The 22,839-nt window shown below is 56.8% G+C and carries 22 protein-coding genes; 5 read left to right on the top strand and 17 right to left on the bottom strand.

Annotated elements, in window-relative coordinates; genetic code table 11:
• The first annotated feature begins 77 nt into the window (after positions 1-77).
• Positions 78-1,337: an alanine transaminase gene (gene alaC, locus ACQZQY_RS20195; protein ID WP_056774169.1), complete on the top strand. Its 1,260-nt coding sequence runs from the start codon at positions 78-80 to the stop codon at positions 1,335-1,337.
• A gap of 100 nt (positions 1,338-1,437) precedes the next feature.
• On the opposite strand, the gene ACQZQY_RS20190 is transcribed toward alaC, so the two are convergent.
• Positions 1,438-3,246 (bottom strand): DUF4153 domain-containing protein, encoded by a 1,809-nt coding sequence (locus ACQZQY_RS20190; RefSeq protein WP_431296288.1) that lies wholly within the window; start codon positions 3,244-3,246, stop codon positions 1,438-1,440.
• A gap of 187 nt (positions 3,247-3,433) precedes the next feature.
• Here ACQZQY_RS20190 and ACQZQY_RS20185 point away from each other — a divergent pair, with 187 nt between their 5' ends.
• Complete coding sequence (locus ACQZQY_RS20185; protein WP_136377362.1) at positions 3,434-3,892, top strand: nuclear transport factor 2 family protein; 459 nt, start codon at positions 3,434-3,436, stop codon at positions 3,890-3,892.
• A gap of 65 nt (positions 3,893-3,957) precedes the next feature.
• Here ACQZQY_RS20185 and csgG read toward each other — a convergent pair whose 3' ends face one another.
• The 4 genes from csgG to csgD form a co-directional block, all read right to left on the bottom strand.
• Entirely contained in the window at positions 3,958-4,791 is an 834-nt protein-coding gene (csgG, locus tag ACQZQY_RS20180) for a curli production assembly/transport protein CsgG (protein ID WP_431296287.1), read from the bottom strand.
• 72 nt (positions 4,792-4,863) lie between these two features.
• Positions 4,864-5,256 (bottom strand): curli production assembly/transport protein CsgF, encoded by a 393-nt coding sequence (gene csgF, locus ACQZQY_RS20175; RefSeq protein WP_056774376.1) that lies wholly within the window; start codon positions 5,254-5,256, stop codon positions 4,864-4,866.
• Between the two features lie 60 nt (positions 5,257-5,316).
• Entirely contained in the window at positions 5,317-5,712 is a 396-nt protein-coding gene (csgE, locus tag ACQZQY_RS20170) for a curli production assembly/transport protein CsgE (RefSeq protein ID WP_056774379.1), read from the bottom strand.
• Between the two features lie 4 nt (positions 5,713-5,716).
• A complete protein-coding gene (gene csgD / locus ACQZQY_RS20165) occupies positions 5,717-6,367 on the bottom strand; it encodes a biofilm master transcriptional regulator CsgD (protein WP_390972783.1) in 651 nt (216 codons plus the stop codon).
• Between the two features lie 878 nt (positions 6,368-7,245).
• Between csgD and ACQZQY_RS20160 the strand changes: the two genes are divergently transcribed.
• From ACQZQY_RS20160 to csgC, 3 genes are all read left to right on the top strand, one after another.
• Positions 7,246-7,734 (top strand): curlin, encoded by a 489-nt coding sequence (locus ACQZQY_RS20160; protein WP_122097480.1) that lies wholly within the window; start codon positions 7,246-7,248, stop codon positions 7,732-7,734.
• A gap of 49 nt (positions 7,735-7,783) precedes the next feature.
• A complete protein-coding gene (csgA, locus tag ACQZQY_RS20155; RefSeq protein WP_056774191.1) occupies positions 7,784-8,260 on the top strand; it encodes a curli major subunit CsgA in 477 nt (158 codons plus the stop codon).
• Between the two features lie 90 nt (positions 8,261-8,350).
• The gene (csgC, locus tag ACQZQY_RS20150) at positions 8,351-8,680 is read left to right on the top strand and encodes a curli assembly chaperone CsgC (protein WP_431296286.1); all 330 of its coding nucleotides are present in this window, start codon (positions 8,351-8,353) and stop codon (positions 8,678-8,680) included.
• 17 nt (positions 8,681-8,697) lie between these two features.
• Here the strand turns inward: csgC and ACQZQY_RS20145 are convergent, their stop codons facing one another.
• The 12 genes from ACQZQY_RS20145 to ACQZQY_RS20090 all read right to left on the bottom strand — a co-directional run bounded on the left by ACQZQY_RS20145 (position 8,698) and on the right by ACQZQY_RS20090 (position 22,720).
• Positions 8,698-9,723 carry a HoxN/HupN/NixA family nickel/cobalt transporter gene (locus ACQZQY_RS20145; protein WP_056774199.1) on the bottom strand — a complete coding sequence of 342 codons (1,026 nt, stop codon included), beginning with the start codon at positions 9,721-9,723 and terminating at the stop codon, positions 8,698-8,700.
• A gap of 14 nt (positions 9,724-9,737) precedes the next feature.
• Positions 9,738-12,035, bottom strand: a complete 2,298-nt coding sequence (gene hypF / locus ACQZQY_RS20140; protein WP_431296285.1) for a carbamoyltransferase HypF — start codon at positions 12,033-12,035, stop codon at positions 9,738-9,740.
• Between the two features lie 145 nt (positions 12,036-12,180).
• Entirely contained in the window at positions 12,181-14,352 is a 2,172-nt protein-coding gene (fdhF, locus tag ACQZQY_RS20135) for a formate dehydrogenase subunit alpha (protein ID WP_431296284.1), read from the bottom strand.
• A 23-nt stretch (positions 14,353-14,375) separates the two neighbouring features.
• On the bottom strand, positions 14,376-14,921 hold the full coding sequence (hydN, locus tag ACQZQY_RS20130; protein ID WP_056774212.1) for an electron transport protein HydN: 546 nt from the start codon (positions 14,919-14,921) through the stop codon (positions 14,376-14,378).
• Positions 14,922-15,139: 218 nt separating this feature from the next.
• Positions 15,140-15,625, bottom strand: coding sequence for a hydrogenase maturation peptidase HycI (gene hycI, locus ACQZQY_RS20125; RefSeq protein WP_056774216.1), 486 nt, complete (start codon positions 15,623-15,625; stop codon positions 15,140-15,142).
• Positions 15,618-16,097 (bottom strand): formate hydrogenlyase maturation HycH family protein, encoded by a 480-nt coding sequence (locus ACQZQY_RS20120; RefSeq protein ID WP_056774219.1) that lies wholly within the window; start codon positions 16,095-16,097, stop codon positions 15,618-15,620. Before ACQZQY_RS20120 ends, hycI begins: the two co-directional genes overlap by 8 nt.
• Positions 16,097-16,894, bottom strand: a complete 798-nt coding sequence (locus tag ACQZQY_RS20115; protein ID WP_431296283.1) for an NADH-quinone oxidoreductase subunit B family protein — start codon at positions 16,892-16,894, stop codon at positions 16,097-16,099. Before ACQZQY_RS20115 ends, ACQZQY_RS20120 begins: the two co-directional genes overlap by 1 nt.
• Positions 16,891-17,448: a formate hydrogenlyase complex iron-sulfur subunit gene (locus tag ACQZQY_RS20110; protein ID WP_431296282.1), complete on the bottom strand. Its 558-nt coding sequence runs from the start codon at positions 17,446-17,448 to the stop codon at positions 16,891-16,893. Before ACQZQY_RS20110 ends, ACQZQY_RS20115 begins: the two co-directional genes overlap by 4 nt.
• A 14-nt stretch (positions 17,449-17,462) precedes the next feature.
• Complete coding sequence (locus ACQZQY_RS20105) at positions 17,463-19,187, bottom strand: NADH-quinone oxidoreductase subunit C (RefSeq protein WP_056774229.1); 1,725 nt, start codon at positions 19,185-19,187, stop codon at positions 17,463-17,465.
• A gap of 44 nt (positions 19,188-19,231) precedes the next feature.
• The gene (locus ACQZQY_RS20100; RefSeq protein WP_431296281.1) at positions 19,232-20,185 is read right to left on the bottom strand and encodes a respiratory chain complex I subunit 1 family protein; all 954 of its coding nucleotides are present in this window, start codon (positions 20,183-20,185) and stop codon (positions 19,232-19,234) included.
• A 10-nt stretch (positions 20,186-20,195) separates the two neighbouring features.
• Positions 20,196-22,100, bottom strand: coding sequence for a proton-conducting transporter membrane subunit (locus ACQZQY_RS20095; RefSeq protein WP_431296280.1), 1,905 nt, complete (start codon positions 22,098-22,100; stop codon positions 20,196-20,198).
• Positions 22,097-22,720, bottom strand: coding sequence for a 4Fe-4S dicluster domain-containing protein (locus ACQZQY_RS20090; protein WP_183848246.1), 624 nt, complete (start codon positions 22,718-22,720; stop codon positions 22,097-22,099). The genes ACQZQY_RS20095 and ACQZQY_RS20090 overlap by 4 nt, the downstream gene beginning before the upstream one ends.
• Positions 22,721-22,839: the final 119 nt, after the last annotated feature.

Here is a 22,839-nt window from a genome sequence, read left to right as displayed (position 1 = left end):
CGTTATGTTCGTGGAAGGCCGCAATGCGGCCAGCGTCGCTCGGACGGTCCGGGCGCTTACGTATCCTCGAGGAAATTATGGCTGATTCCAGTTCACCACGTCGTTTTTCACGTATTGATCGTCTTCCCCCTTATGTTTTCAATATCACCGCTGAACTGAAAATGGCGGCACGCCATCGCGGCGAAGACATCATTGATTTCAGTATGGGCAACCCCGACGGCCCGACGCCGCCGCACATCGTTGAAAAACTGGTGCAGGTGGCGCAGCGCGAAGACACCCATGGCTATTCGACGTCACGCGGTATTCCGCGTCTGCGCCGGGCGATTTCCCGCTGGTATGCCGATCGCTATCAGGTCGAGATTGATCCGGAAAGTGAAGCTATCGTCACTATCGGCTCGAAAGAAGGGCTGGCGCATCTGATGCTGGCGACGCTCGATCACGGCGACACCGTTCTGGTGCCCAACCCAAGTTATCCCATCCACATTTATGGCGCAGTGATCGCCGGTGCGCAGGTGCGTTCCGTGCCGCTGACCGAAGGTGTGGATTTCTTCGCTGAGCTGGAAAAAGCCATCCGCGAAACCATTCCGCGCCCGAAAATGATGATCCTCGGCTTCCCGTCCAATCCGACGGCGCAGTGCGTGGAACTGGATTTCTTCGAACGCGTGGTGGCCCTGGCAAAACAATATGACGTGCTGGTGATCCACGATCTGGCGTATGCCGATATCGTGTATGACGGCTGGAAAGCGCCGTCAATCATGCAGGTGCCGGGCGCAAAAGACATCGCGGTGGAATTCTTCACGCTGTCAAAAAGCTACAACATGGCGGGCTGGCGCATAGGCTTTATGGTCGGTAACCCGGAGCTGGTCAGCGCGTTAGCGCGCATCAAAAGCTATCACGATTACGGCACCTTCACGCCGTTGCAGGTCGCAGCTATCGCGGCACTCGAAGGCGATCAGCAATGTGTGAAAGACATCGCCGAGCAATACCGCCAGCGCCGTAACGTTCTGGTGCGCGGCCTGCATGAAGCGGGCTGGATGGTGGAAAATCCGAAGGCTTCCATGTACGTCTGGGCGAAAATTCCTCCGGCTTACGCCCATTTAGGCTCGCTGGAGTTCGCCAAACGTCTGCTGGCCGATGCTAAAGTCTGCGTCTCTCCGGGGATTGGTTTTGGCGATTACGGTGATACGCACGTGCGTTTCGCGCTGATCGAAAATCAGGATCGTATTCGTCAGGCGGTTCGTGGGATCAAAGCGATGTTCCGCGCCGACGGTTTGCTGCCGCCGAAGAAAACAGCGGGTGAACCGCCCGCGGAGCAGGATCCGACCGTCACGCCATAACAGGTTGCGTTGATATGATGTTAAACCGGCAGGCGCTGTGGCCTGCCGGTGAAGGACAAAGACGCGGGTTATTCACGACGCGTCATTCAGAATGTGTCACTTACTGCTCACTATTATTGTTGTAATGAATCACCCGCCGTTTGCCCTTAATCTGCACGTCTGACTCTCTGCGCGCTACCGGTTTGACCTCCCCGTTACGCAAAGCCTGAATGATCTCTTCTCTGTTTTTTTCCTCATACAGATACAGCTCACCGGCTTCAGTCCATTTCCCTGCCTTTCTGGCGTACACCCGGCAATTAACCGATTTCGGATCCAGGGTATTACACAGGAAAACTTCTTTCTGTTTGTCGTTGTTCAGTTCAAGGGTGTTGACGATGCACACGCCTTGCAGGCTGAGGCAATCGCGCAGCGTACTGCGGTATTTTTCCAGCTCAGGCAGGCTGTTCCACCAGGCATCCTCAGGCTGAACCGATCCCTTCGCCAGCTGGATCATCTTCTTCGCATTTTCTGCACGGTAGTCTTTAGCTGCCTGCGCGGCATCTTCCACGTCATAAGAACCCCAGCGCGACGTCTGTGAAAGGGTGTTTTTCAACAGCACCAGCAGATGGGGATCGGCCACGAACGCCGGATTTTGCTGCAACGCCTTCAGCGCGTCGTTGCCCCGGCGGCCGGTATCGAAACGCAGCATATGCAGATCGAGATCTTTCGCCTGCGTTTTACCCTGGTCTAAACGGGCAATCTGATTGTTCACGCTGATACGGTACGGGTCGAGCAGCGGGCTGTTAACGGCGATCACCAGCAAAACCACCAGCAGCGAGAGCGGTTTGTTTAACTGGGTGATGCGCGGCAGCCAGTCCGGACGTTTGTCGATCACCGAAAGGCTGTAGCACAACGAGGCCACCAGCGTCACCCCGATGGTCAGCACCGCCCAGAGACGCTGCGGCGTCCAGCCGTACTGCGCAATACGTAAACCGGTCGCGTACATCGCCAGCGCGGCATACACCGGCAGCAGCAGAATGGCCGCATTGACCATCAGACGGATGAAACGCGGATACGGCTTCGAGGCGTTATCCGCTTCGCGCACCACGTTCACCAGCACCAGCACACTCATCGCCATGATGGTCAGCAGGCTGGCCGCAGACCAGGCATCGGACAGCGCCTTCAGCCCGGTGAACGGCAGGGCGCACAGGAACAGCAGCGCCACAAACGCAACCAGCGGCAGTAAGCCTTTCAGAATAAAACGAATAATGTTTTTGGTGGTGTTCATCAGCGACGGCTGGGTGCGGCAGGTGACGATACTGATGCCCAGCAGCAGCCCGTAAACCAGCCACATAAACAGCGGCGTATCGAAGAACAGCGTGTGGAAATACTCAATGCCAATCAGCCTGAACAGTGCCGCACACAGCGCCATCACGCCCAGGGTCAGCAGCATCAGCAGCACGGTGAGCATCAGGCACAGCGTATTTTGCGAATAGCACGCCGCCAGATTTGCGTAGCGGTAACGGGTGTCCGGCGGGAAAGACTGCACCTGCAACCACGGCAGCACAAAGTAAACCAGCAGAACCAAAGACTGACAGAAAGGAAACAGCACCGCCTCTGACGGCGCGCCGGTCATGTTGCTTTTCAGCCACGCCGCCATCCCCGCCAGCAGCAACGTCAGCACGGCTATGCCGCCCCAGAAACGACGAGAATTCAGGTGCACGACCGATAACGAAATCAGGACCGGTAATGTAAATGCCATAGTCTGGCCGTAAATATTATGGCTCAGGGATTCGAGCGCGGGAGACGCAGGGTGCGAGAGGAAGAAATACAGCAGCAGTCCCTGCAACACGCAAATGGCGATGATGACCGCCCGGGCGGAAGTCGGAACAGGCGGCATAACGCTGCCTGCGCGAGTGAACTGAGACATCCGTGACTCTCCAAAATGTAAGGGGAAATGAACGTAAACAATCCTGCAAGTGTAATGGGTTACGCCGCAGAGTGCAGAAATCTCTTTGAACTGGCGGCGTTTGGCTTTTGTGAGCCCGGCCACATAACTGGCAAATTCAGCGACAGTCACTAGGCTTGAGGCTGAGGGAGTGATTTCGAGGTGGAAAATGACAGAACAACCATTGAAAGAAAAGCGCATTGACGTTGTGAAGACTTTTTACGCCAAACTGGATCAGGCTGATGCTTCCTTATTAGATCTTTTTACGGAAGACGTCGAACTGTTCTTTCCTAAGTTTGGCACCGCGCAGGGCAAATCCTCACTGGGAGAACTGGGAAAACGTTTTGCGCTGGAGATCGACAAAATCCAGCATATTCAGGACGCATTTCGCTTTCTGAGCGACGGCGACACCCTGGTGCTGGAAGGGCAGATGCGCGGGGTGATGCAAAACGGTGACCGCTGGCCAACGTCTCAGGCGGGGCGTCATCATTTTTGTACGGTGTTTGAATTTGACGAATTGCTGATCAAACGGCTGAGCATTTATCTTGATCCCGATTTTAATCTTGAAGATAAAAAGCGCGTAAATAATTACCAGCAAGGCGTGAAAACTCAGGAGAACAAAACCTGAGGTGGTCCTAAAAAAAGAAGGGAAGCGGCCTCAACCCGCCACTTCCCTTCGCCAACTGCCTCTCATCAGGATTCGGCAGGGACAATAGTGTTTTTGTAGCGTTGAAGTATCGGTGAATTGATATCCGTCGGATTCTGCAACTGCCACAGATTGCGGTCGATACCGTCATTGACCAGATAAATTACCCCGGATTCAATGGCCGACATCAGGCACAGCATGACGGGCTCGTTGGTGGTATAGCCCAGTTCGCCTTCCAGCAGACGCTGATAGTCGATAAAGCGGAACACCCCGGCCTGCACTTCGTACGACAATATCGTCTTACTGGTATTCACTGACGACAGAACTTCCCCGGTATTGACGTCGACAGCACGCAGGTTCACGGCTATCTGGTCCAACTGGTACTGCGTGCTGGCGCCGATACCGAAGTAACGCGCACCAATCCCGCCTGATTTCACATTGCTTTCATAGCCGATAATCGAGCCTTCAATCAGGACATTCGCCGCCACCAGCGAGGAGAGCGGCCGCTGGTTGTTGATGGCGACGCTGCCATTTTCCTGCGCGGCGCGAATAATTTTGCGTTCGTTGAGCAGGTTTTGCAGCCCCTGACGTTCCAGCGGTATAAACCATTTCGAATCTTTCAGCGCGGACACCAGCATCGCCGTGGCGCTCTGCGGCACCGCCGTCGAGAAGTTACTTGCCGGATACGGCTTGAACTGACCGGTTTCATCCTGAATGTTGTACACCGACACAAATATCCGTCCCTGCGGAGGCGGCAGATGGGTCAGGTCGGTGTAGCTCGGCGCACGCGGTAATAATGTCGGTCTGGCGGCTTCTTTAGGTGCTGCTGTCAGGCACCCGCTCAACACAAAAACTGCGATGAGTAATAAATAATTGCGCATGATCTCATTCCCGTTTTTTCCCTTCTTATTTCGATTTCGTATCGAATTTTTTGGGGATTTTGTTCGTCGGAATCAGTTAGTCGTTGCTGACAAACCCTGAACCTGAATGGTGGACACTTTGCCGGTCTGACGGTCGGTGACATTCATCACCAGCTGCCCGTCGGTATTCTGGATATCCACAATAAAGTCCTGCGTCACCAGCCTGCCGGGTTTACCCTGATTGATGTTGCCCATCAGCGTGCCCAGCAGTTGTGACTGAATCGAGGCAGTGAAGTTATCCAGCGCCGACGTGCCGGACGTTCCAAAGTCATAGCTGTCCGGATCTTTGTACGAGTTTTGCGCCTGCGCCTCATTGAGCAGAAACGAGCCATTGTTCGGGTTGCCGCCGAAGTTCGGGTTAACAAACTGAAAGACCATACTGCCGCCCCAGGAAAGCGGGGACGCCGTCAGTAACGCCAGCAGCATCACCGAGCGGGGGACTGAGACTGGAATATTCACGATGCTCTCCTTAAAAGAGGCTGTGCATTAAAATTCATCATGGGCAAGATCCCCGGTGCCAAGTAACGCCTTGTCTAACTGGCGACGTGATAGCGCCTCGGTGACGCCATCTATGGCGGTGTCGACGTCCTTATTAAAATTGCGACGATTTGGGAACAACAGCGTCTGGTAGAGCGTGTCCTGGCCTATTTTGACGCTGATCCAGCTGCCCCAGCGTGCGCTGGGCCGTTCTGAAATGGTGATGGTTTCCGGGTAGTTGCGGTCCCACTTATCGGTAAAACCGCGATAAAAATCATGGCCGACCGAGGTCACCGTGTGATCGATGACCAGGCCGGGATCTTTAATTTCCGCTGCATGAACATGCAGGCAGGCGCCGCAAAGCAATGCCAGCCACAGCCACAAGGTCTTGCTGTAAAGTCTCATGATGTCAGCGCTTGAGATTGTCGTTGGCCCAGGACGCCGCCTGAGTACGGTTTTTTACCGAGATTTTTCTAAATAAATTATAAAGATGCGTCTTGACGGTGTTTTCGCTGATAAATAACAGCCGCGCAATTTCCGTGTTCGACGCCCCCACACGTAATTTATTGAGGATCTCTTTCTCGCGATGGGTCAGTCCGGTGTCTTGCGAGTGAAGATGGCGAAAGGATCCCGACTGATTGATCAGGTAGCTGGCAAAGCCCTGCGAGAAATAGCATTCGCCACGGATCACGCTTTTGATCCCTTCCACCAGATTGCTTTCATCGGCTGAGAGATAAAACACGGCGCTTATCCGCGGCCAGGTTTCTATTTCACGAAAATGGTATTCGTCAGGCGTATTGAGTAACAACAGTTTCACGCTGTCGTGATAATGGTGTAATGCCGATTGCCACTGCTCAATGGTGCGGCGATCTGCCTCCATCATGTCGAAGAGAATTAATGTCTGATGAAGATATTGATCCTCTAGGGACTTATGAATGTTATGGAGTCGGGTACTGACACAAAGTTGCTGTTTTAATTGCTGCAATAAAGCACTGGCCTGTAATGACGGTTTCGTCACTAATAAAAGAATATTATTATTGATCGCCGCTTCATTAAGCATAATCAAACCCTGCCTTGATTATTATAGCCACGGCCTTCTGTTGCCTGATTAAAGAAAGGCAATAATGAGGCCGTTAACTTATTTTGCTAAATCTATAGCTGTATGTTTGCTGTGTATATCTAAAAAGAGAAAATAAACACAACCTGGTGCACATAATATTTTCAGGTCGTTTCATGTGCGGTACTGACTCAATTTAGCGTTTGGCCTCTCTTACGCAAGGCCTATTTGTGTTTCAAAATGTAACGTAAAATGTATAAAGTTTTCCTAATGTATTGCCATGCGCAATGCAAATCCTGTTCAATAAAATTAAAGTAACGGGGTTTACATAATCTTAACGTTTGCCGTTGTTAACCCAGCGATTTTAATCATTCCCTCTCCGAAAATATTCTCCGAATTCTGCAATACACTTCATCATTCTGCTTTAATAACTCAAATACCACCCGCTCTAATAATCGATTTAACTTAGGTGGCAGGGGTCAGAACCCTATGGAAAGGTATAGGAAGTGGCAGGAATAGCGGTGTGGCGGCGTTTTTCGCCTAATTATAAGCAACGGAAATGTGCGGCAGATCGCTTTATTGTCGAAGGGAACGTTCCCGAGTCATTAAGAATAGTTGCATTTGTGTGATTAATGAAATGACTCTTTCCCGTTACTTTAGGATTAATGCCATGCACCAGATTAGCCGTATTGACCTTTAACCAGAATGTACTGGTCAATCCGCATGAGAAGGGGCAACTCATACTTTTTGATGAAGCCGGAAATTAAAATACGACGTGCGGGTGAGTTCCTTATTTTTCTTAAACTCCATAATCAATTCGTCAACAGCAATAAAACCGGTCAGCAAGAAATTGTTCTCCGGATTTAATACAGGGTGACGAAATGAAAAAGACTTTACTGACCCTGGCATTACTTTCAGCATCCTGGGTCGTTAACGCACAACAATATGATATGGCTTTTCCGGAGATAAGTGCCGGCAGCGCTGAAATCTATTATGCAGGTGCGGGAAATTCATCAGGGAATACATCGGCGATTTATCAGAATGGCAGTAGCAATATGGCCTACAGCAATCAAACAGGTAACGGCAGCACGAGCGTTATCCGGCAGTCTGGCTCAGAAAATACTGCGCTGATAAAACAAAGAGGTAATGGAAATAATGCGGATATTTCTCAAAGCGGCAGCGATAACTTTGCCTATATATCGCAAACCGGTGGCGGGAATTCATCCATTACGCAACAGAATTTTGGTAACACAGCTTACATTCTGCAAAAAGGCCGGAGTGTGACTGAGATACGCCAGAATGGAACGAACCAGAGTAGCGGCGTCGTGCAAAACTCGTCAGGAATGGCGATTAGAGTGACACAGCATTAAAAAACATACGTTCTTATGACATCCGATATTAAACCAATGGGGTAGCATCATGAAACTTTGGAAAATTGTGGCAGTCTCCGCTTTAGTCGTTAGTGGCAGTGCATTTGCAACGGGTCAAAATCATGGTGGCGGCGGCGGTGGTGGTGGTCCTTCTACACCTCCATCAACAGTGCCGACATTCACGGCCACCCAGTGGAATTCTGAAATTCAGATTTACCAGCAGGGTACTGCTAACCTGGCGAATGCCACTCAAACCGGTGCGCAGAAATCGCTGACTGCGGTAAATCAGGACGGGTTCAGAAACACCTCTGGCACGAATCAGACTGGCGACGGCAGCCTGATCAGTGTGGCGCAGAAAGGCGAATACAACACGGCTAACGTGTCGCAATCCGCTAACGGCAGTAAAGTGCTTGTTTCTCAAAACGGTTCAGGCAACTACGCGCAGGCTTCACAGGGCGCAAACGGTTCTCTGACCAGCATCACCCAGCTTGGTACAGCTAACCTGGCCTACGCCAGTCAAAACTGATTAACCATTCCTCCCCTGCGAAGGGGAGGAGCAAAGCAGAACAGGGCACTAGCCCTGTTTTTTTTCGACTGAACCCGGAGAATAAAGGCTATGCATTTACTCCTGATCGCCGCCGTCATGTCCAATCAGCTTTGGTTTGATACGCATAATGAGGCGCAGAATTACGTCATCACCCCGATGGTCAGCCTCACCAAAGCCTGCGCCTGCCAGGTGGCGGTGTCCGTTTCGCAACAAGGCAGCGCGGGCAACAGCACCAGCCGCCAGAGCAGCAACGTCAATCTTTCTGCCAATCAGCCACAGCCGCTCGGGCAGATGCGCTTTGCCGTGCAGCCGGGCAGTAAAACCCAAATCATGATCACGGTGACAGACGGCGGTACGCTGCGTCTGGAAAAGCAGATAATCTTGCCGGGTGATGCGTAACCGCAGGATCCGGGGTTTCAGACTGTCAGGGAGTCATAGCCTTTACGGCGATAATTCAGCGCCGAAATGCCCCAGAACAGGATGAAAATCGCTACCGCGGCGTAACCGACGCTGCCCATGTTGTCGTTGAGTTGTTCCACTACCCGCCACAATCCGCCGTGCAGATTCAGCTTGTCGGCCATCAGCCCCAGCGCTTCCAGTCCGCCGATAAACAGCGCAATGAAGACGCTCGTGGCGGTAATGGTCATGTTGTAATAGAGCTTGCGAACCGGCTTGTCGAACGCCCAGCCATAGGCGCCAACCATCACAAAATTATCCAGTGAATCAATCAGCGCCATGCCGCTGGCGAACAGCGCCGGAAACACCATAATGCTCCACACAGACATCCCGGAAGAGGCACCCGCCGCCGAGATGCCCAGCAGGCCGATCTCCGTGGCGGTGTCGAAACCCAGCCCGAACAGAAATCCCACCAGATACATCTGCCAGCTTTTATTCACCATATTGAAAGCGAAGCTGAACAACCGGCTCATCACGCCGCCCTGAACCTGATGCAGTTCCTCTTTACCGGTGAAGGTCTGACCGCGTTTTACTTTCTGAAAACGGCGGTAAACATCGCGCAGGATCAGCGCATTCAGCAGCGCCATCATCAATAAAAACAGGGCAGAAACCAGCGTGCCGAGGGTGCTGCCGTAATCGTGCAGCCAGCCGATTTTATTGCCAAAGACCAGCGAGGTGGCTGCAATCGCCACGCAGGCCAGCACCACAATGCTCGAATGACCCAGCGAGAAAAAAGCCCCAACGGCCACCGGCCGCTGACCCTGCTGCATCAGCTTGCGGGTGACGTTATCGATGGCCGCGATATGGTCAGCATCCACCGCATGACGCAACCCGTAACCGTACGCCAGCAGCGCAGCTGCAATCAGCGCGGCATTGTGGCGAAACGCCGCCAGCGCCCAGCCCCACGCCAGAAGATTGACGGCAATCAGGCCGATAAAAAGCCAGAAGGCGCGGCGATGCGTATGGAAAAAATCGCGGTTAATCATGGGGATCCTTATTGTTAATTCAGATTGAAACCAGAAACAGACTGAAGACGGGCGCAGGCGACAACCGCCTGACCCAGAGCCAGCCCGCCGTCACCTGCCGGATATTCCCGCGGCAACAGAACGTGCAGTGGCGATAAAGCCTGATGTAAAAGCTGGCGCAGCAGCCGGTTATGCAGCACGCCGCCGCTCAGCGCGACAGTGCGGGTGCCGTTTTTCGCGCAGTAATAGCGGGCCAGGGCAGCAAAACCTTGTGCCAGTGCGTCATGAAAAGCGAACGCGCGTTCGGCAGGTGTCGCCTGCCAGCCGAGCCATTGCTGCCAGAAAACGGCCAAATCCAGAAAGGTGCCGTCAGCGGCGTGAATGAGCGGCAGGGTGACAGGATGTTTTACGCCGTACGCCTGATGTGCCAGCGCTTCCAGACGGCAGGCGGCCTCACCTTCCCAGCTCAGACTTTCCGGCGCGCAGCCGGTCGCGGCTGCCACGGCATCGAATAAACGCCCGCAGGAGGAGGCCAGCGGGGAATTGATGCCCGCCACCACCGCCTTCCACAGCGGCTGCCATGGCTGAGTAAGCAACGTTTGCGCTTCAGGAAGGTGCTGCCAGCCCGGCACAAACGCCATCCACTGCGCCAGAAGATTTCGCCAGGGTTCACGCGCGGCGCGGTCGCCGCCCGGCAGAGCCACCGGCGGTAATCCGCCCAGGTGTTCGCACCGGCGATAATTCACCAGCAGGCATTCGCCGCCCCAAAGCTGGCCTTTCTGACCGTATCCCAGGCCATCCAGCACCAGCCCGATGACGTTTCCGCCCTCCAGCGGCCAGCGGTGTTCCGCCAGACAGGCGGCGATGTGGGCATGATGATGCAATACATCCACCACCCGCGTGCCGGACTTATCCGCCTGAACATGGCTGATATAAGCGGGATGCGCATCGCGGGCGAGAGTCACGGGCGTACAGGCATAAAGATGCTGGAAATGTTCAATCGCCTGCTGCTGTTGCAGGGCAATATCGCGGTGCGCCAGCGAACCAAAGTGCGCGCTGAGTATCGCCTGCCCGCCGCGTACCAGACAAAACGTATTTTTCAGATCGCCTCCGAGCGCAAGCAACGTCGGTTGCACGAGAAAACCCGGCGGCAATGGCAGGGCGTCCGGCACATAACCTCTGGCACGACGCAATATTTCAGTGCCCTGCGGGGTCAGGCGTACCAGTGAATCATCGGCACGCTGGACGATTTCACGGTTGTGCAGCAGCCACAAATCGGCAATGCCGTCGAGCTGGCGCAGCGCGTCGGTGTTGGATAACGCCGGTGCGCAACCCGCCGCATTTCCCGAAGTCATGACCAGCGGTGTCGGGTATGCCTGCATCAGTAAATGATGCAGCGGCGTAAACGGCAGCATCAGACCGACCTCATCTAAATCGGGGGCGATGGCCTCACACAGCACAGAGCGGTTTTTTTTCTGCGTCAGCACGATGGGCGCGGCGGGGGACTGCAACACTTCCCGCAGCGCGGGCGACGCCGGGTCCTCCGTGCAGCGCGCCAGCCAGCGGATGTCCGGCAGCATCACGGCCAGCGGTTTTGTCGGACGATGTTTTCGTGCCCGCAGCCGCATCACGGCGGCCTGCTGCGTGGCGTCACAGGCCAGATGAAAACCGCCCAGCCCTTTGATGGCGACAATGTTACCGGCGCGCAGCGCAATCACGGCCTGCGCGATGGCCGCCTGATCCTGTGCCAGCACCTCACCATTTTGTCCGGTGGCGCTGAGCCCCGGCCCGCAGTGAGGGCAGGCGACCGGCTGCGCATGAAACCGCCGGTCGGCGGGGTTGTGATATTCCTGTAAACACGCAGGGCACAGCGTAAATTCCGCCATGCTGGTGGAAGGACGGTCGTAGGGCATTGAACGGATCAACGTAAAGCGCGGGCCGCAGTGGGTGCAGTTGGTGAAGGCATAGCCGAAGCGACGATCGCCGGGCTGCTGAATATCCTTCAGACAGGCCGGGCAGGTCGCGGCATCCGGCACCACCTGAGTGTCCATCTGACTTTTGCGACTGCCGGTGATCGTGAAACTGTGTGGCGGATCCTGCCAGTCGAAAGGACCCAGCGTAATGCTGTCAATGCGCGCCAGCGGCGGGCAGTGGCGTTGTAACTGTTCGACAAAAATGTCGATATTGACCGGTTTCAGCAGTCTGATTTCCACTCCCGCGCTGTCGTTACAGACTTCACCGCGAAGTTGTAAACGGTCAGCCAGTTGCCAGATAAAAGGCCGGAAACCGACGCCCTGGACTTTGCCACTGATGCGAATGAGTAAGCCAGACATAAAAACCCTTTTTAAATGCGGGGAGGAGGGATTCATGGCCACGGCGGATCCCGCGTTGTCATTCATACCCCCTCCCGACCCCTCCCCTTTGCAGGGGAGGGAGCAAAACGACACCTCACACTTTGAGGTGCGGATCTCCATTAACCTAAACTTCAACCACCGGGATCACATCTTCAACGGCACGGCGCAGACGTGCTTTCATGTCGCTGTAACTTTGCTGTGCAAAGTCTTCCGCCCAGCGCTGGTCGGCGATGTTTTCCACGTTGACCGCACAGTATTTGGTTTCCGGCGTTTTTGAGATCGGATCCAGATTTTCCTGCGTCAGCTCATTACAGGCACCGATCCACCACTGATAGGTCATGTACACCGCGCCAATATTGATACGCTCGTTAAAGTTGGCGCGGGAAATGACTTTGCCACGGCGGGAGGCGACCCAGACCAGTTGCTGATCGCGGATCCCCAGCGCCTGCGCGTCCTGCGGGTGCATCTGCACGAAGCCCGGCTCGTCGGCCAGCGTTTGCAGGGCGGCGCAGTTACCGGTCATTGAACGGCAGGAGTAGTGGCCGACTTCGCGCACGGTACACAACACCAGCGGATACTCGCCGTCCGGCACTTCAGCCGGGGCGCGCCACGGTGCAGCGAAAAGCTGGCCTTTGCCGGTTGGCGTGTCGAAATGATTGTCCTGATAAAGGTACTGAGTCCCCGGACTTTCCAGCGTGGTGCACGGCCACTGGATATGCCCGAGCGTGCCCATTTTTTCGTAGGTTGCGCCGTAAAACAGCGGGCACAGCTCGCGCATTTCGTCCCAGATTTCCTGGTTATCGTTGTAATGCATCGGATAGCCCAGTTCCGTTGCCAGCAGGCTGATGATTTCCCAGTCACGCTTGACGTTGTATTTCGGTTCGATGGCTTTCTCGAAACGCTGGAAACCGCGGTCGGCGCAGGAGAATACGCCGCCGTGCTCACCCCAGGAGGTGGCCGGCAGGATCACATCGGCCTGCTCGGCGGTTTTGGTCATGAAGATGTCCTGCACGACCACAAAATCCAGCGCTTCGAAGCCCTTACGCACCAGGCTTAAGTCGGCTTCGGTCTGCAACGGATCTTCGCCCATGATGTAATAGGCTTTTACCTGTCCTTCCAGCGCCAGATGGGGGATCTCGGTGATGCGGTGGCCGATTTGTGCATCCATCTGATTCACGTCGATACCCCAGGCATCGGCGAATTTTGCGCGGACTTTGGCATCGGTCACTGACTGATAGCCGGGGAATTCGTTTGGCAGCACGCCCATATCGCAGGCACCCTGCACATTATTCTGACCGCGCACCGGCCCGACGCCGACGTTTGCCCGGCCAAGGTTTCCGGTCAGCAATGCCAGCCCGGCCAGCCCTTTCACCACATCCACTGCCTGACCAAACTGCGTGACGCCCATGCCCCACATGATGGTGGCAGACGGCGCGGCGGCATACGTGCGCATTGCCTGACGGATTTGCTGTGCACTGACGCCGGTCTGTTCGGCGACTTTTTCCGGCGAATAATCCGCGACGTTTTTGCGGTACTCCTCGAAGCCTTCGGTGTATTTGGCGACGTAGTCGTGGTCATACAAATTTTCTTCGATCAGCACATGGGCAAACGCATTCACCAGCGCCATGTTGCAGCCGTTTTTGATTTGCAGATGCTGATCGGCGATGCGCGCGGTTTCGATACGACGCGGATCGCACACAATGATCTGCGCGCCTTTCTCTTTGGCTTTGATCACCCGGCGGGCAACGATCGGGTGTGAGTCGGCACAGTTATAGCCGATCACCAGCAGGCATTTGGAATTCTCAATATCGCCGATGGAATTACTCATCGCGCCGTTGCCGAGGGTGGCCTGCAAACCGGCAACCGACGGGCCGTGACACACGCGGGCGCAGCAGTCGACGTTGTTCGTGCCGATCACCGCACGGGCGAATTTCTGCATCACATAGTTGGTTTCATTGCCGGTTCCGCGGGAAGAACCGGTGTGCATGATCGAACGCGGGCCATGTTTTTGTTTGATCTCTTTCAGACGCTGCGCGGTGTAACGGATGGCTTCATCCCAGCTGACCGCTTCGAATTTCCCGCCCTTCTGGCGGCGGATCAGCGGCTGTGTCAGGCGCGGCGTCAGCAGTTTAGTGTCATTGAGAAAATCCCAGCCGTAATAGCCTTTCAGGCACAGTTCGCCCTGATTGGTCACGCCATTGGCAGCTTCTGCGCGGATAATTTTACCGTTATCCACAACCAGATTCATTTTGCATCCCGCCCCACAGTATGGGCAGACAGTGGTGACTTTTTTCATGATCTTCCTTCCTCTATCCGAGGTTAAAACAGCAGGGGGGAGGTGCTATCGAGCGCAGCGCGGCGGCGTTTTTCTGCGTTCATTTCCTGTAAGTGATTGCGGTCGATGGCGTACAGCGCCTTCGTCGGGCAAATTTCCATACAGGCCGGGCCGCCGGCACGGGCGTGGCACAAATCGCATTTATGCGCTTCGGCTTTGTCAGAGGTGGCGGTCATGGCCGCACCGTTCTGGCGGAAAATCGGTTTGGTGACCACTTCCATTGCGCCGTACGGGCAGGCAACGACACAGGTTTTACAACCGATGCAGCGCTCCTGCATCACCTGAACGCGGTCGCCGACGCGGCTGATAGCCCCGTTCGGGCAGACATTGGCGCAGGGCGCGTCTTCACACTGGCGGCACATGACGGCGGTGCTCAGATTAACGCCTTTGATCACGTGCAGACGCGGCGCAAAGGTGGCGGCGTTGAGCAGCGAGATATCCTGCGATTCACTGTGAGCCATGACGCAGGCAATTTCACAGGTACGGCAGCCGATACATTTTTTAGGGTCGGCGATAATAAACCGGTTCATCTTCAACTCTCCTGATTCCGGATTTTCTTATGAAGCCGGATGACACCGGCCTGACGACATTGCTGCTCTGGCTATACATAAACCGTGCCAGTTCAGAGGGTTAATTTTTACGCTTTTGATTCAACGGGTTAGCGAAGTGATTATTGACGGTGACGAAACAGGGCGCTGACGTCATGCCCGCTTCGTCACTGCCTCGACAGATGTGTCGATAGACGATGTCAGGCGTCCCCGGCAGCATAAAGCGCGATACCTAAGCCGGTTTCCAGCGCCGGCAGCCGCTGATGCAGATGCCTGACCGCCTGTTCCACCACCGCGCTCATCGGGTAGTAAAACGCCACCACATCCGGCTGGATGCCAACAAACGTGATGTCCGGGATATCGTCACGCAGTTGCTGAATCAGAAACGTCAGCGGCAGGTTGTGGGTGGTCATCATGAACATCTCACCGATGTCCTCTTCATTGATGATGCGCATTTCGCCGGGCGCCAGCCCCATGTCGGTGGCATCGACAATCACCAGATGCTGCGGGCGCAGTTCGCGTAAAAAACCGATATCGTTTTCCGGCGCGGCACCGCCGTCCACGACGGTCCAGCCGGGCAGTGGCCGTTCGGCGCACAGTTCAGCCAGCCGCGGGCCTGCGCCATCGTCACCCATCATGCTGTTGCCGACGCACAGCAGCGCGTAGCGGGAAGGTAAATCAGGCATCGTATCTCCTGACCATCAGGTACATGGCGGGGTCGTTTTCGATTTGCTGGAGCAGGGCGACCAGCGCATCGCTCCAGCCCTGTTGCTGCGGGGTCATCTGCTGGCGGGCCGCGCGCAGCGCCAGCGCCAGGCAGTGCGTGTGTGTGCTGTCGATATTGATCTCGCCGAAGCGTTGCACTCCGGCCAGTTTCCGGTGTGCCTCGCCGTTCTCCGGCAGAAGGTCTATCCACCGGCGATAATCATCAAGCGGGCATTCGAGGCGGGATTTCAGGCAGTCGATGACCCCAAGGTGATGGCCGATCGCCAGACTGTAATAAATGACTTCCTGCACTTTTTGCGCGCTGCGTTTCTGCGCGCGCTTCTCATCGACGAACTTGCTGCTCAGCGAATAGAAAATCACTTTGTTCTTTTCAGGCGTGATGCCCGCCGGGGTCTGATGCCGGGCATAACGGTTATCGTTGGCGGAGGTCATCACAGGCGTACCTCCCCGCGCAGCACCTGCTGATAAATCTGTTGCAGGTTGCCGACGATTTCGTTGAGCCGCATATCCGCTTGTTCATCCAGATAGGCCGAGATGCGCTGTTCTACCGGTTGCAGGCCGGGCGCGGCGACCAGCTCCATAAAGCGATCGGCAATCTGGCGGCCATAGCGGTAACCGGCCATGCGGCGGGCTTCGCGATCGAGCAATACGCGCAGCGGTTGCGGCAGGTCGGGATGCAATAATGCCGCCGGTTCGCGGGCGGCCTCGTCGTGTTGCTGGCCTTTGATTTTCTGATCCAGCAGGCCAAGCGCCATCGCAAAACCATAAATCGTCGCGGCAGGCGTGGGCGGGCAGCCGGGAATGTACACATCCACCGGCACGATCTTGTCAGTGCCGCCCCAGACACAATAAAGGTCGTGGAAAATGCCGCCGCTGTTGCCGCAGGCCCCGTAGGAAATACTGATTTTAGGATCAGGCGCAGAATCCCAGGCGCGCAGGGCAGGTACGCGCATGGCGCGGGTGACGGCACCGGTAAACAGTAAAATGTCGGCATGGCGCGGTGAGGGCACCACCTTGATCCCAAAACGTTCAGCATCAAACAGCGGGGAGATCGCGGCGAAAATCTCGATTTCACAGCCGTTGCAGCCGCCGCAGTCCACGCGGTAGACGTAGGCAGAGCGGCGGATACTGGTGAGCAGTGTGGATTTCAGTTTGGCGATGCTTTCATCAAGGGTGACGGGCACCGGCAGGCCATGTTCGTCACGCGGGCCGATCAGCGTCTGGCTCATGACTGCGCCTCCGTGGTCATATGTCGGCCGATATCAATGCGGTCGGTGGAAGAAAGACAGTGCATTTTTTTGCACTCCGGACAGGTTTCATACTGGATGCGCCGGTCGGCGATTTGCCGCTCGCTCAGCGCGCCGTTTTCCTGTAACAGGCTGAGTGCAAAGTCGATTTCCTTTTGCACGGCGTAGGCTTTGCCACATTCACGGCAGCGGCAGACGGGGAAATCTGCCGTTTCGAACAGATCTTCTTTGCGCCACACCGCCAGTTCAAACTCCTGTGAGAGCGTAATGGCCGCCGTCGGGCAGACCTCCTCGCAGCGGGCGCAGAAAATGCAGCGCCCTAAAAACAGCTGCCAGCGGATCGTTTCGCCGTCTTCTGCCGTGGTCATGGTCAGCGCATTGGACGGACAGGCGTTGGCGCAGGCGCCGCAGGCGATGCACTGCTGCGCGGTGTACTGCGGTTTACCCCGAAAGTTCGGTGCCAGATCCAGCGGTTTAAACGGATAGGCCACCGTCGCCGTGCCGGTTTTCAGCACTTTTTTTATCAGTTTCAGCATGAGTAAGCGGCTCCTTAAAGCGGCGAATTTTTGCGTTCGATGCCGTAACGTTCGATCTCTTTGTAAGGCACGACAATGGTCGTTTTCTTACGCACATCGACCACCGTCATGCGGTCGGTGCAGGAATAGCAGGGATCGAGACTGCCGATGATCAGCGGCGCATCGGACACCGTATTGCCGCGCAGCATGTAGCGCAGCGTCGGCCAGTTGGCGTAGGTGGCCGCCCGGCAGCGCCAGCGGAACAGCTTCTGGTTATCGCCGGTCATGCTCCAGTGAATGTCGTCGCCGCGCGGTGCTTCGGCAAAACCCAGCGCAAAGCGGTGCGGAATATAGGTGAAACCTTCCACCGCCAGCGGGCCGCCCGGCAGGCTTTGCAGGCCAAACTCGATCATATTCAGGGAATTGAAAACTTCGTGGATGCGCACTTTCAGGCGGGAATAGACGTCGTTACCGGTTTCGCTGCACAGCTCAAAAGGCAGTTTGGCGTAACCGGCGTAAGGGTGATCCTGACGCATATCGCGGCGATGGCCGCTGCCGCGCACCATCGGGCCGACGTTGCTGAAATCACGCGCCACCTGCGGATCCAGAATGCCGACGCCGACGCTGCGCTGTTCCGTATTCGGCGTGCTGAGCAGAATATCCACCAGCTCGTTGAGATCACGACGCATGCTGCCCGCCAGCGCAATGGTGGCGATCATGTCGTCTTTTAAAATGTCGCGACGCATGCCGCCAATCAGGTTCATGCCGTAGGTTTTACGTGCGCCGGTGAGGATTTCCGCCATCTTCATGGACTGCTCGCGCACGCGGAAGAACTGCATAAAGCCGGAGTCAAAACCGACGAAATGACAGGCCAGACCGAGGTTCAGCAGATGGCTGTGCAGGCGTTCCACTTCCAGCAGAATCGAGCGGATCATCTGCGCCCGTTCCGGCACGACGATCCCCATCGCATTTTCCACCGATGAGGTGTAGGCGACGCTGTGCGTGAAGCCGCAAATGCCGCACACGCGGTCTGACAGGAACGTCACTTCGTTGTAACCCATGCGGGTTTCGGCCAGTTTTTCCATGCCGCGATGCACGTAAAACAAGCGGTAATCGGCATCGATAATGTCTTCGCCATCGACGAACAGACGAAAATGTCCCGGTTCGTCAGAGGTGACGTGCAGCGGGCCGATCGGCACAATTTTGCTGCCTTCTTTGGCCTCAGAAATAAACGGATAGGTTTCTTCGTCCGTGGTCGGCGCAGGGCGCTGGCGGTAATCCATGGCGTCTTTGCGCAGCGGATATAAATCGTCAGGCCAGTCATCGGGCAGCACCAGACGGCGTTCATCCGGCAAACCCACCGGACGCAGGCCGTACATGTCGCGCACTTCGCGTTCGCCCCACACGGCCGCCGGTACGCGGGGCGTCACGGAAGGAAATTCCAGCGAGACGGGATCCACTTCGGCGCGCACGGTGATCCAGCATTTCACGCCCTGTTCCATCGACAGCACGTAGTACAGCGCATAGTTGCCGCACAGCGTGCGCTCGTCATTGCCGAATAAAACCGACAGCCATCCGCCCTGCTGGTAATACAACCACTCGACCACTTCCGGCAGGGCATTGAGTTTGATGGTCACGGTGGCCTGCGTATCGGTCTGCCATTCGCTGCCTAAAATTGCCGAAGGAAACTGCTTCGCCAGCGCCGCCAGATAATGCTTACCCACCGGATTTTGGTTTAACGCGGTATTGAAATCACTCATTACAAAGCCTCTTCCCGCCGCAGCGGGACACGAAAAATGTCAGGTCAGCCTGCGACCAGCCAGGACACCAGCGCCAGAAACGCCAGCCCGAAGCCCGCCCAGGTGGTGCGGGAGGTTTTAAGAAAGCGCAGACGGGCGACGCTGTTTTCAATCAGTGCCACCAGAAAAACGGCAACCAGCAGTTTCAGCAGGCAGACGATCACCGCCATCAGCAGCGTCAGTGGCGTGAGGTGTTCTGCCAGACCGAACGGGAAAAACAGACCGAGAAACAGTTGCAACACCACCAGCTGCTTCAGGCTGATCCCCAGTTTCAGTACGCCGAGCGCCGCGCCGGAGTATTCGGTGAGCGGGCCTTCCTGCAATTCCTGCTCGGCTTCGGCCATATCAAACGGCAGCTTGCCCATTTCGATATAAGTGGCAAAAGCGCAGGCCAGCGCGGCCAGAATCAGCGTTAATGAAGACGACACCGGCCAGTGCAGCACGCGGGCAGCAATCGCGCCGAGTGACGTGGAACCGGCCACCAGCGCCGCGACCCACAGGCCGAGCAGCAGAATCGGCTCGACCAGCACGCCGAGTACCGCCTCGCGGCTGGCACCCATGCCGGTGAACGGGCTGCCGGTATCCAGCCCGGCGATGGCGAACACAAAGCGCACGATGGCGAAAAGATAAATGACGGTGATCAGATCGCCCGCCGCTCCCAAAGGTGATGCCAGCGTCACCGCTGGCAGGGCGGTGGCGATGACCAGCAATCCGCCGGTCAGCAGATACGGCATACTGCGAAACGCCGCGCCCGATGCCGCCGGTGCCACGCTCTGGCGTGCCAGTAATTTGGTGATATCGCGATATTCCTGTAACACGCCCGGCCCCTGCCGGTTGTGCATCCGGGCGCGCATCACGCGGCTGAAACCGGCGAACAGCGGCGCGACAGCCAGCAGGGCCACCGCCTGGATCAGCGCCAGCGGCCACAGGGCAGTGTTTAACAAAACGGGAAAATTCATCTTCAGTTCCTCAGGCAAAAGCCACAACCAGCAACACGGCCAGTTCGATGAAAGCCAGACGACGGCAGAACGCCCCGAGCCAGCCCCGGTGCAGGGCAGCCACCAGCGCGGCAGGCGTGGCGCGCTGGCGCAGGTGATACAACGGCGCAAACATCACGCGCAGCGGCTGGGCAAAACCGGTGGCGGTCACCACCATCTCAGCGGAATGCCCGTAACCGCACGCCCAGGCGTCGCCGCGCACACGGTTCGGCAGACGCGCTCCGCGTAACAGGCTGGCAATCAGCCACGGCAGTAACGGCATCGCCAGAAGCAGCAGGGCAATCATCGGGGCACAGACGGCGGAGGTGCCGGACACCGCCGCGCCGTTTCGGGCAAACGGCATGAGCGGCGTATTCAGCACGGCAGCGGCCACGCCGGAAAAGTGCGGAATGATCCAGGGGGAGGCGACGCCAGACAGAATGCACAGCAGCGCCGGTAAGAGACTGCCCAGCGTCATCGCCAGCGGGGCGGGTGTGGCATCCGCCGCCGCCTGACTGCGCGGTGCGCCAAGGAAGGTGACGCCGAAAACTTTGGCAATACACATCAGCGCCAGTGCCCCGGTCAGCGCCAGACCGACCGCCAGCAGCGGCCCGAGCAGACGCGCGATAAACACCTTGCTGGCGCTCAGCTGGAACAGCGACTGATACAGCAGCCATTCGCTGGCAAAGCCGTTGAGCGGCGGCAGTGCCGCCATCGACATCAGGGCAATCAGCACCGCCACGGCGGTCCACGGCATCAGCCGCGCAATACCGCCGAGTTTTTCCATATCCCTGATGCCGGTCTGCATTTCGATTTCACCGGCACCGAGGAACAGCGCGGTTTTGAACAGGCCGTGGTTGAACAGATGGAACAGCCCGGCCAGCAGCGCAAGCGACGCCAGCACCGGCAGATCCAGCGCCACGCCCACCATCGCGCCCCCCACGCCGAGCAGGATAATCCCGACGTTTTCCAGCGTGTGATAAGCCAGCAGACGGCGGAGATCATGTTCCATCAGCGCGTACAGCCCGCCAATAAATGCGGTCAGGATCGCCAGAAGCAACACCATCAGGCCCCACCAGAGTGGCGGTGCGCCCAGCAGATCCAGACCGACTTTTACGATGCCGATAATGCCGATTTTCATCAGCGCGGCGGAGAACAGCGCGGCGGCGTGAGCGGGCGCGCTGGAATGTGACTGCGGCACCCAGGCGTGCAGCGGGATAATCCCGGCGTACAGCCCGAAACCCGCCAGCGCCAGCAGGAACGCCACCGATTTAATGCCCGGCGTCAACGTTGCCTGGCGCAGCACCTCAAAATTGACGCTGCCGCTGGTGTGATGCAGCAGGGCAAAGGCCAGGATCAGGCACAGCGTGCCGAGGCGGCCCGAGAGAAACTGATTCAGACCGGCGCGACGGCTTTTCACATCGTCGCTCTGTACGATCAGGAAATAGGCGCACAGCGCCGCCAGCTCCATCATCAGAATCAGCTGAACGGCATTGGCAGACACTGACACGGCGGCCAGTGCGGCCAGCAGCAGATTGCACAACAGCCCGGTGCGTGCGCGCGTGCGTGAATTCACCGCGTTCAGCCATGCGCAGGCATACAGGCTGCAAAACAGCGCCGGAACGGACATCGCCAACAGCAGCAGGCCGTTCAGCGCGCTGAACTCCGCCGCGAAATGCAGCAGCGGCAGCGTGATCGCCTGCGCAGGGCCGCCGTGCACTATCTGTAACGCCGCCGTCATGGCGGCGAGGGAGGCCAGCATGCCGCCGAGGCCGGAAATCAGGCTGCTCAGGCGTGCAAAAACCGCCACCAGCCAGCTCAGGACACCGCTCAGTAACCAGAGCATCAGCGCCAGCGCCAGCAGGGACGCCGGAGTCAAAGCCAATAAAGACGTCATGATTTTGTCTCCGCGTCAGGTGCGGTGAAGGCGGTTAAATCGACCGGGAGATCGGCGGGGAAAACGGTCATGGCGTTCAGGCGTTTTTGCTGGCTGGCGCGGGCAGACAGACCGGCGGTCACCAGCGTGATCGCCTGCGTCGGGCAGGAGGTGATGCACGCCGGGCCTTGCGGGCTGAAGCTGCACAAATCGCATTTCACCGCCACGGCGCGAATGCCGGGAACGCAGTCAAGAAACGGGCTGACCGCACGGGGTGCACGCGGGGCGGGCTGTGCTTTCCATGTGTTGCAGTCGCGCGGAATGTCCACGGGCGTACTGCCGGAAAAGGTGATCGCGCCAAACGGGCAGGCGATACCGCACAGTTTGCAGCTGACGCACAGACTTTCATTCAGATGAATGGCGTCATTTTCGCGGGTGATGGCATTCACCGGGCACACCTGCGCGCAGGGGGCATCTTCACACTGGTGACACATGACCGGCGCGGAATCCAGACGGTTACGCATCACCTGCAAACGGGGAGCAGACTGTAAGCCCTGGCGCTGATGTTCCTGCGAGCAGCTGGCCATACAGGTATTGCAGCCGATACAACGTTTCGGGTCGGCTATCACATATTGATTCATGGCCGTTTTAACGCTCATGACCTCTCCTTTCTATTTCGTCAAAGATGACGAAATCGGCACTAAAAATGACATTTCGACACTTATGTCGGAATTAATCCCATTAAAGAAACGGCAGTTCA

The sequence above is a fragment of the Rahnella sp. PAMC25559 genome (assembly GCF_050632365.1).
GTDB lineage: Bacteria > Pseudomonadota > Gammaproteobacteria > Enterobacterales > Enterobacteriaceae > Rahnella > Rahnella rivi.
This window is presented reverse-complemented; position numbering and strand designations above follow the sequence as displayed.

Bases quoted from the DNA above. Each gene is read 5' to 3' on its own strand.
- alaC (WP_056774169.1), top strand. From the start codon at position 78: ATGGCTGATTCCAGTTCACCACGTCGTTTTTCACGTATTGATCGTCTT.
- ACQZQY_RS20190 (WP_431296288.1), bottom strand. From the start codon at position 3,246: ATGTCTCAGTTCACTCGCGCAGGCAGCGTTATGCCGCCTGTTCCGACT.
- ACQZQY_RS20185 (WP_136377362.1), top strand. From the start codon at position 3,434: ATGACAGAACAACCATTGAAAGAAAAGCGCATTGACGTTGTGAAGACT.
- csgG (WP_431296287.1), bottom strand. From the start codon at position 4,791: ATGCGCAATTATTTATTACTCATCGCAGTTTTTGTGTTGAGCGGGTGC.
- csgF (WP_056774376.1), bottom strand. From the start codon at position 5,256: ATGCTGCTGGCGTTACTGACGGCGTCCCCGCTTTCCTGGGGCGGCAGT.
- csgE (WP_056774379.1), bottom strand. From the start codon at position 5,712: ATGAGACTTTACAGCAAGACCTTGTGGCTGTGGCTGGCATTGCTTTGC.
- csgD (WP_390972783.1), bottom strand. From the start codon at position 6,367: ATGCTTAATGAAGCGGCGATCAATAATAATATTCTTTTATTAGTGACG.
- ACQZQY_RS20160 (WP_122097480.1), top strand. From the start codon at position 7,246: ATGAAAAAGACTTTACTGACCCTGGCATTACTTTCAGCATCCTGGGTC.
- csgA (WP_056774191.1), top strand. From the start codon at position 7,784: ATGAAACTTTGGAAAATTGTGGCAGTCTCCGCTTTAGTCGTTAGTGGC.
- csgC (WP_431296286.1), top strand. From the start codon at position 8,351: ATGCATTTACTCCTGATCGCCGCCGTCATGTCCAATCAGCTTTGGTTT.
- ACQZQY_RS20145 (WP_056774199.1), bottom strand. From the start codon at position 9,723: ATGATTAACCGCGATTTTTTCCATACGCATCGCCGCGCCTTCTGGCTT.
- hypF (WP_431296285.1), bottom strand. From the start codon at position 12,035: ATGTCTGGCTTACTCATTCGCATCAGTGGCAAAGTCCAGGGCGTCGGT.
- fdhF (WP_431296284.1), bottom strand. From the start codon at position 14,352: ATGAAAAAAGTCACCACTGTCTGCCCATACTGTGGGGCGGGATGCAAA.
- hydN (WP_056774212.1), bottom strand. From the start codon at position 14,921: ATGAACCGGTTTATTATCGCCGACCCTAAAAAATGTATCGGCTGCCGT.
- hycI (WP_056774216.1), bottom strand. From the start codon at position 15,625: ATGCCTGATTTACCTTCCCGCTACGCGCTGCTGTGCGTCGGCAACAGC.
- ACQZQY_RS20120 (WP_056774219.1), bottom strand. From the start codon at position 16,097: ATGACCTCCGCCAACGATAACCGTTATGCCCGGCATCAGACCCCGGCG.
- ACQZQY_RS20115 (WP_431296283.1), bottom strand. From the start codon at position 16,894: ATGAGCCAGACGCTGATCGGCCCGCGTGACGAACATGGCCTGCCGGTG.
- ACQZQY_RS20110 (WP_431296282.1), bottom strand. From the start codon at position 17,448: ATGCTGAAACTGATAAAAAAAGTGCTGAAAACCGGCACGGCGACGGTG.
- ACQZQY_RS20105 (WP_056774229.1), bottom strand. From the start codon at position 19,187: ATGAGTGATTTCAATACCGCGTTAAACCAAAATCCGGTGGGTAAGCAT.
- ACQZQY_RS20100 (WP_431296281.1), bottom strand. From the start codon at position 20,185: ATGAATTTTCCCGTTTTGTTAAACACTGCCCTGTGGCCGCTGGCGCTG.
- ACQZQY_RS20095 (WP_431296280.1), bottom strand. From the start codon at position 22,100: ATGACGTCTTTATTGGCTTTGACTCCGGCGTCCCTGCTGGCGCTGGCG.
- ACQZQY_RS20090 (WP_183848246.1), bottom strand. From the start codon at position 22,720: ATGAATCAATATGTGATAGCCGACCCGAAACGTTGTATCGGCTGCAAT.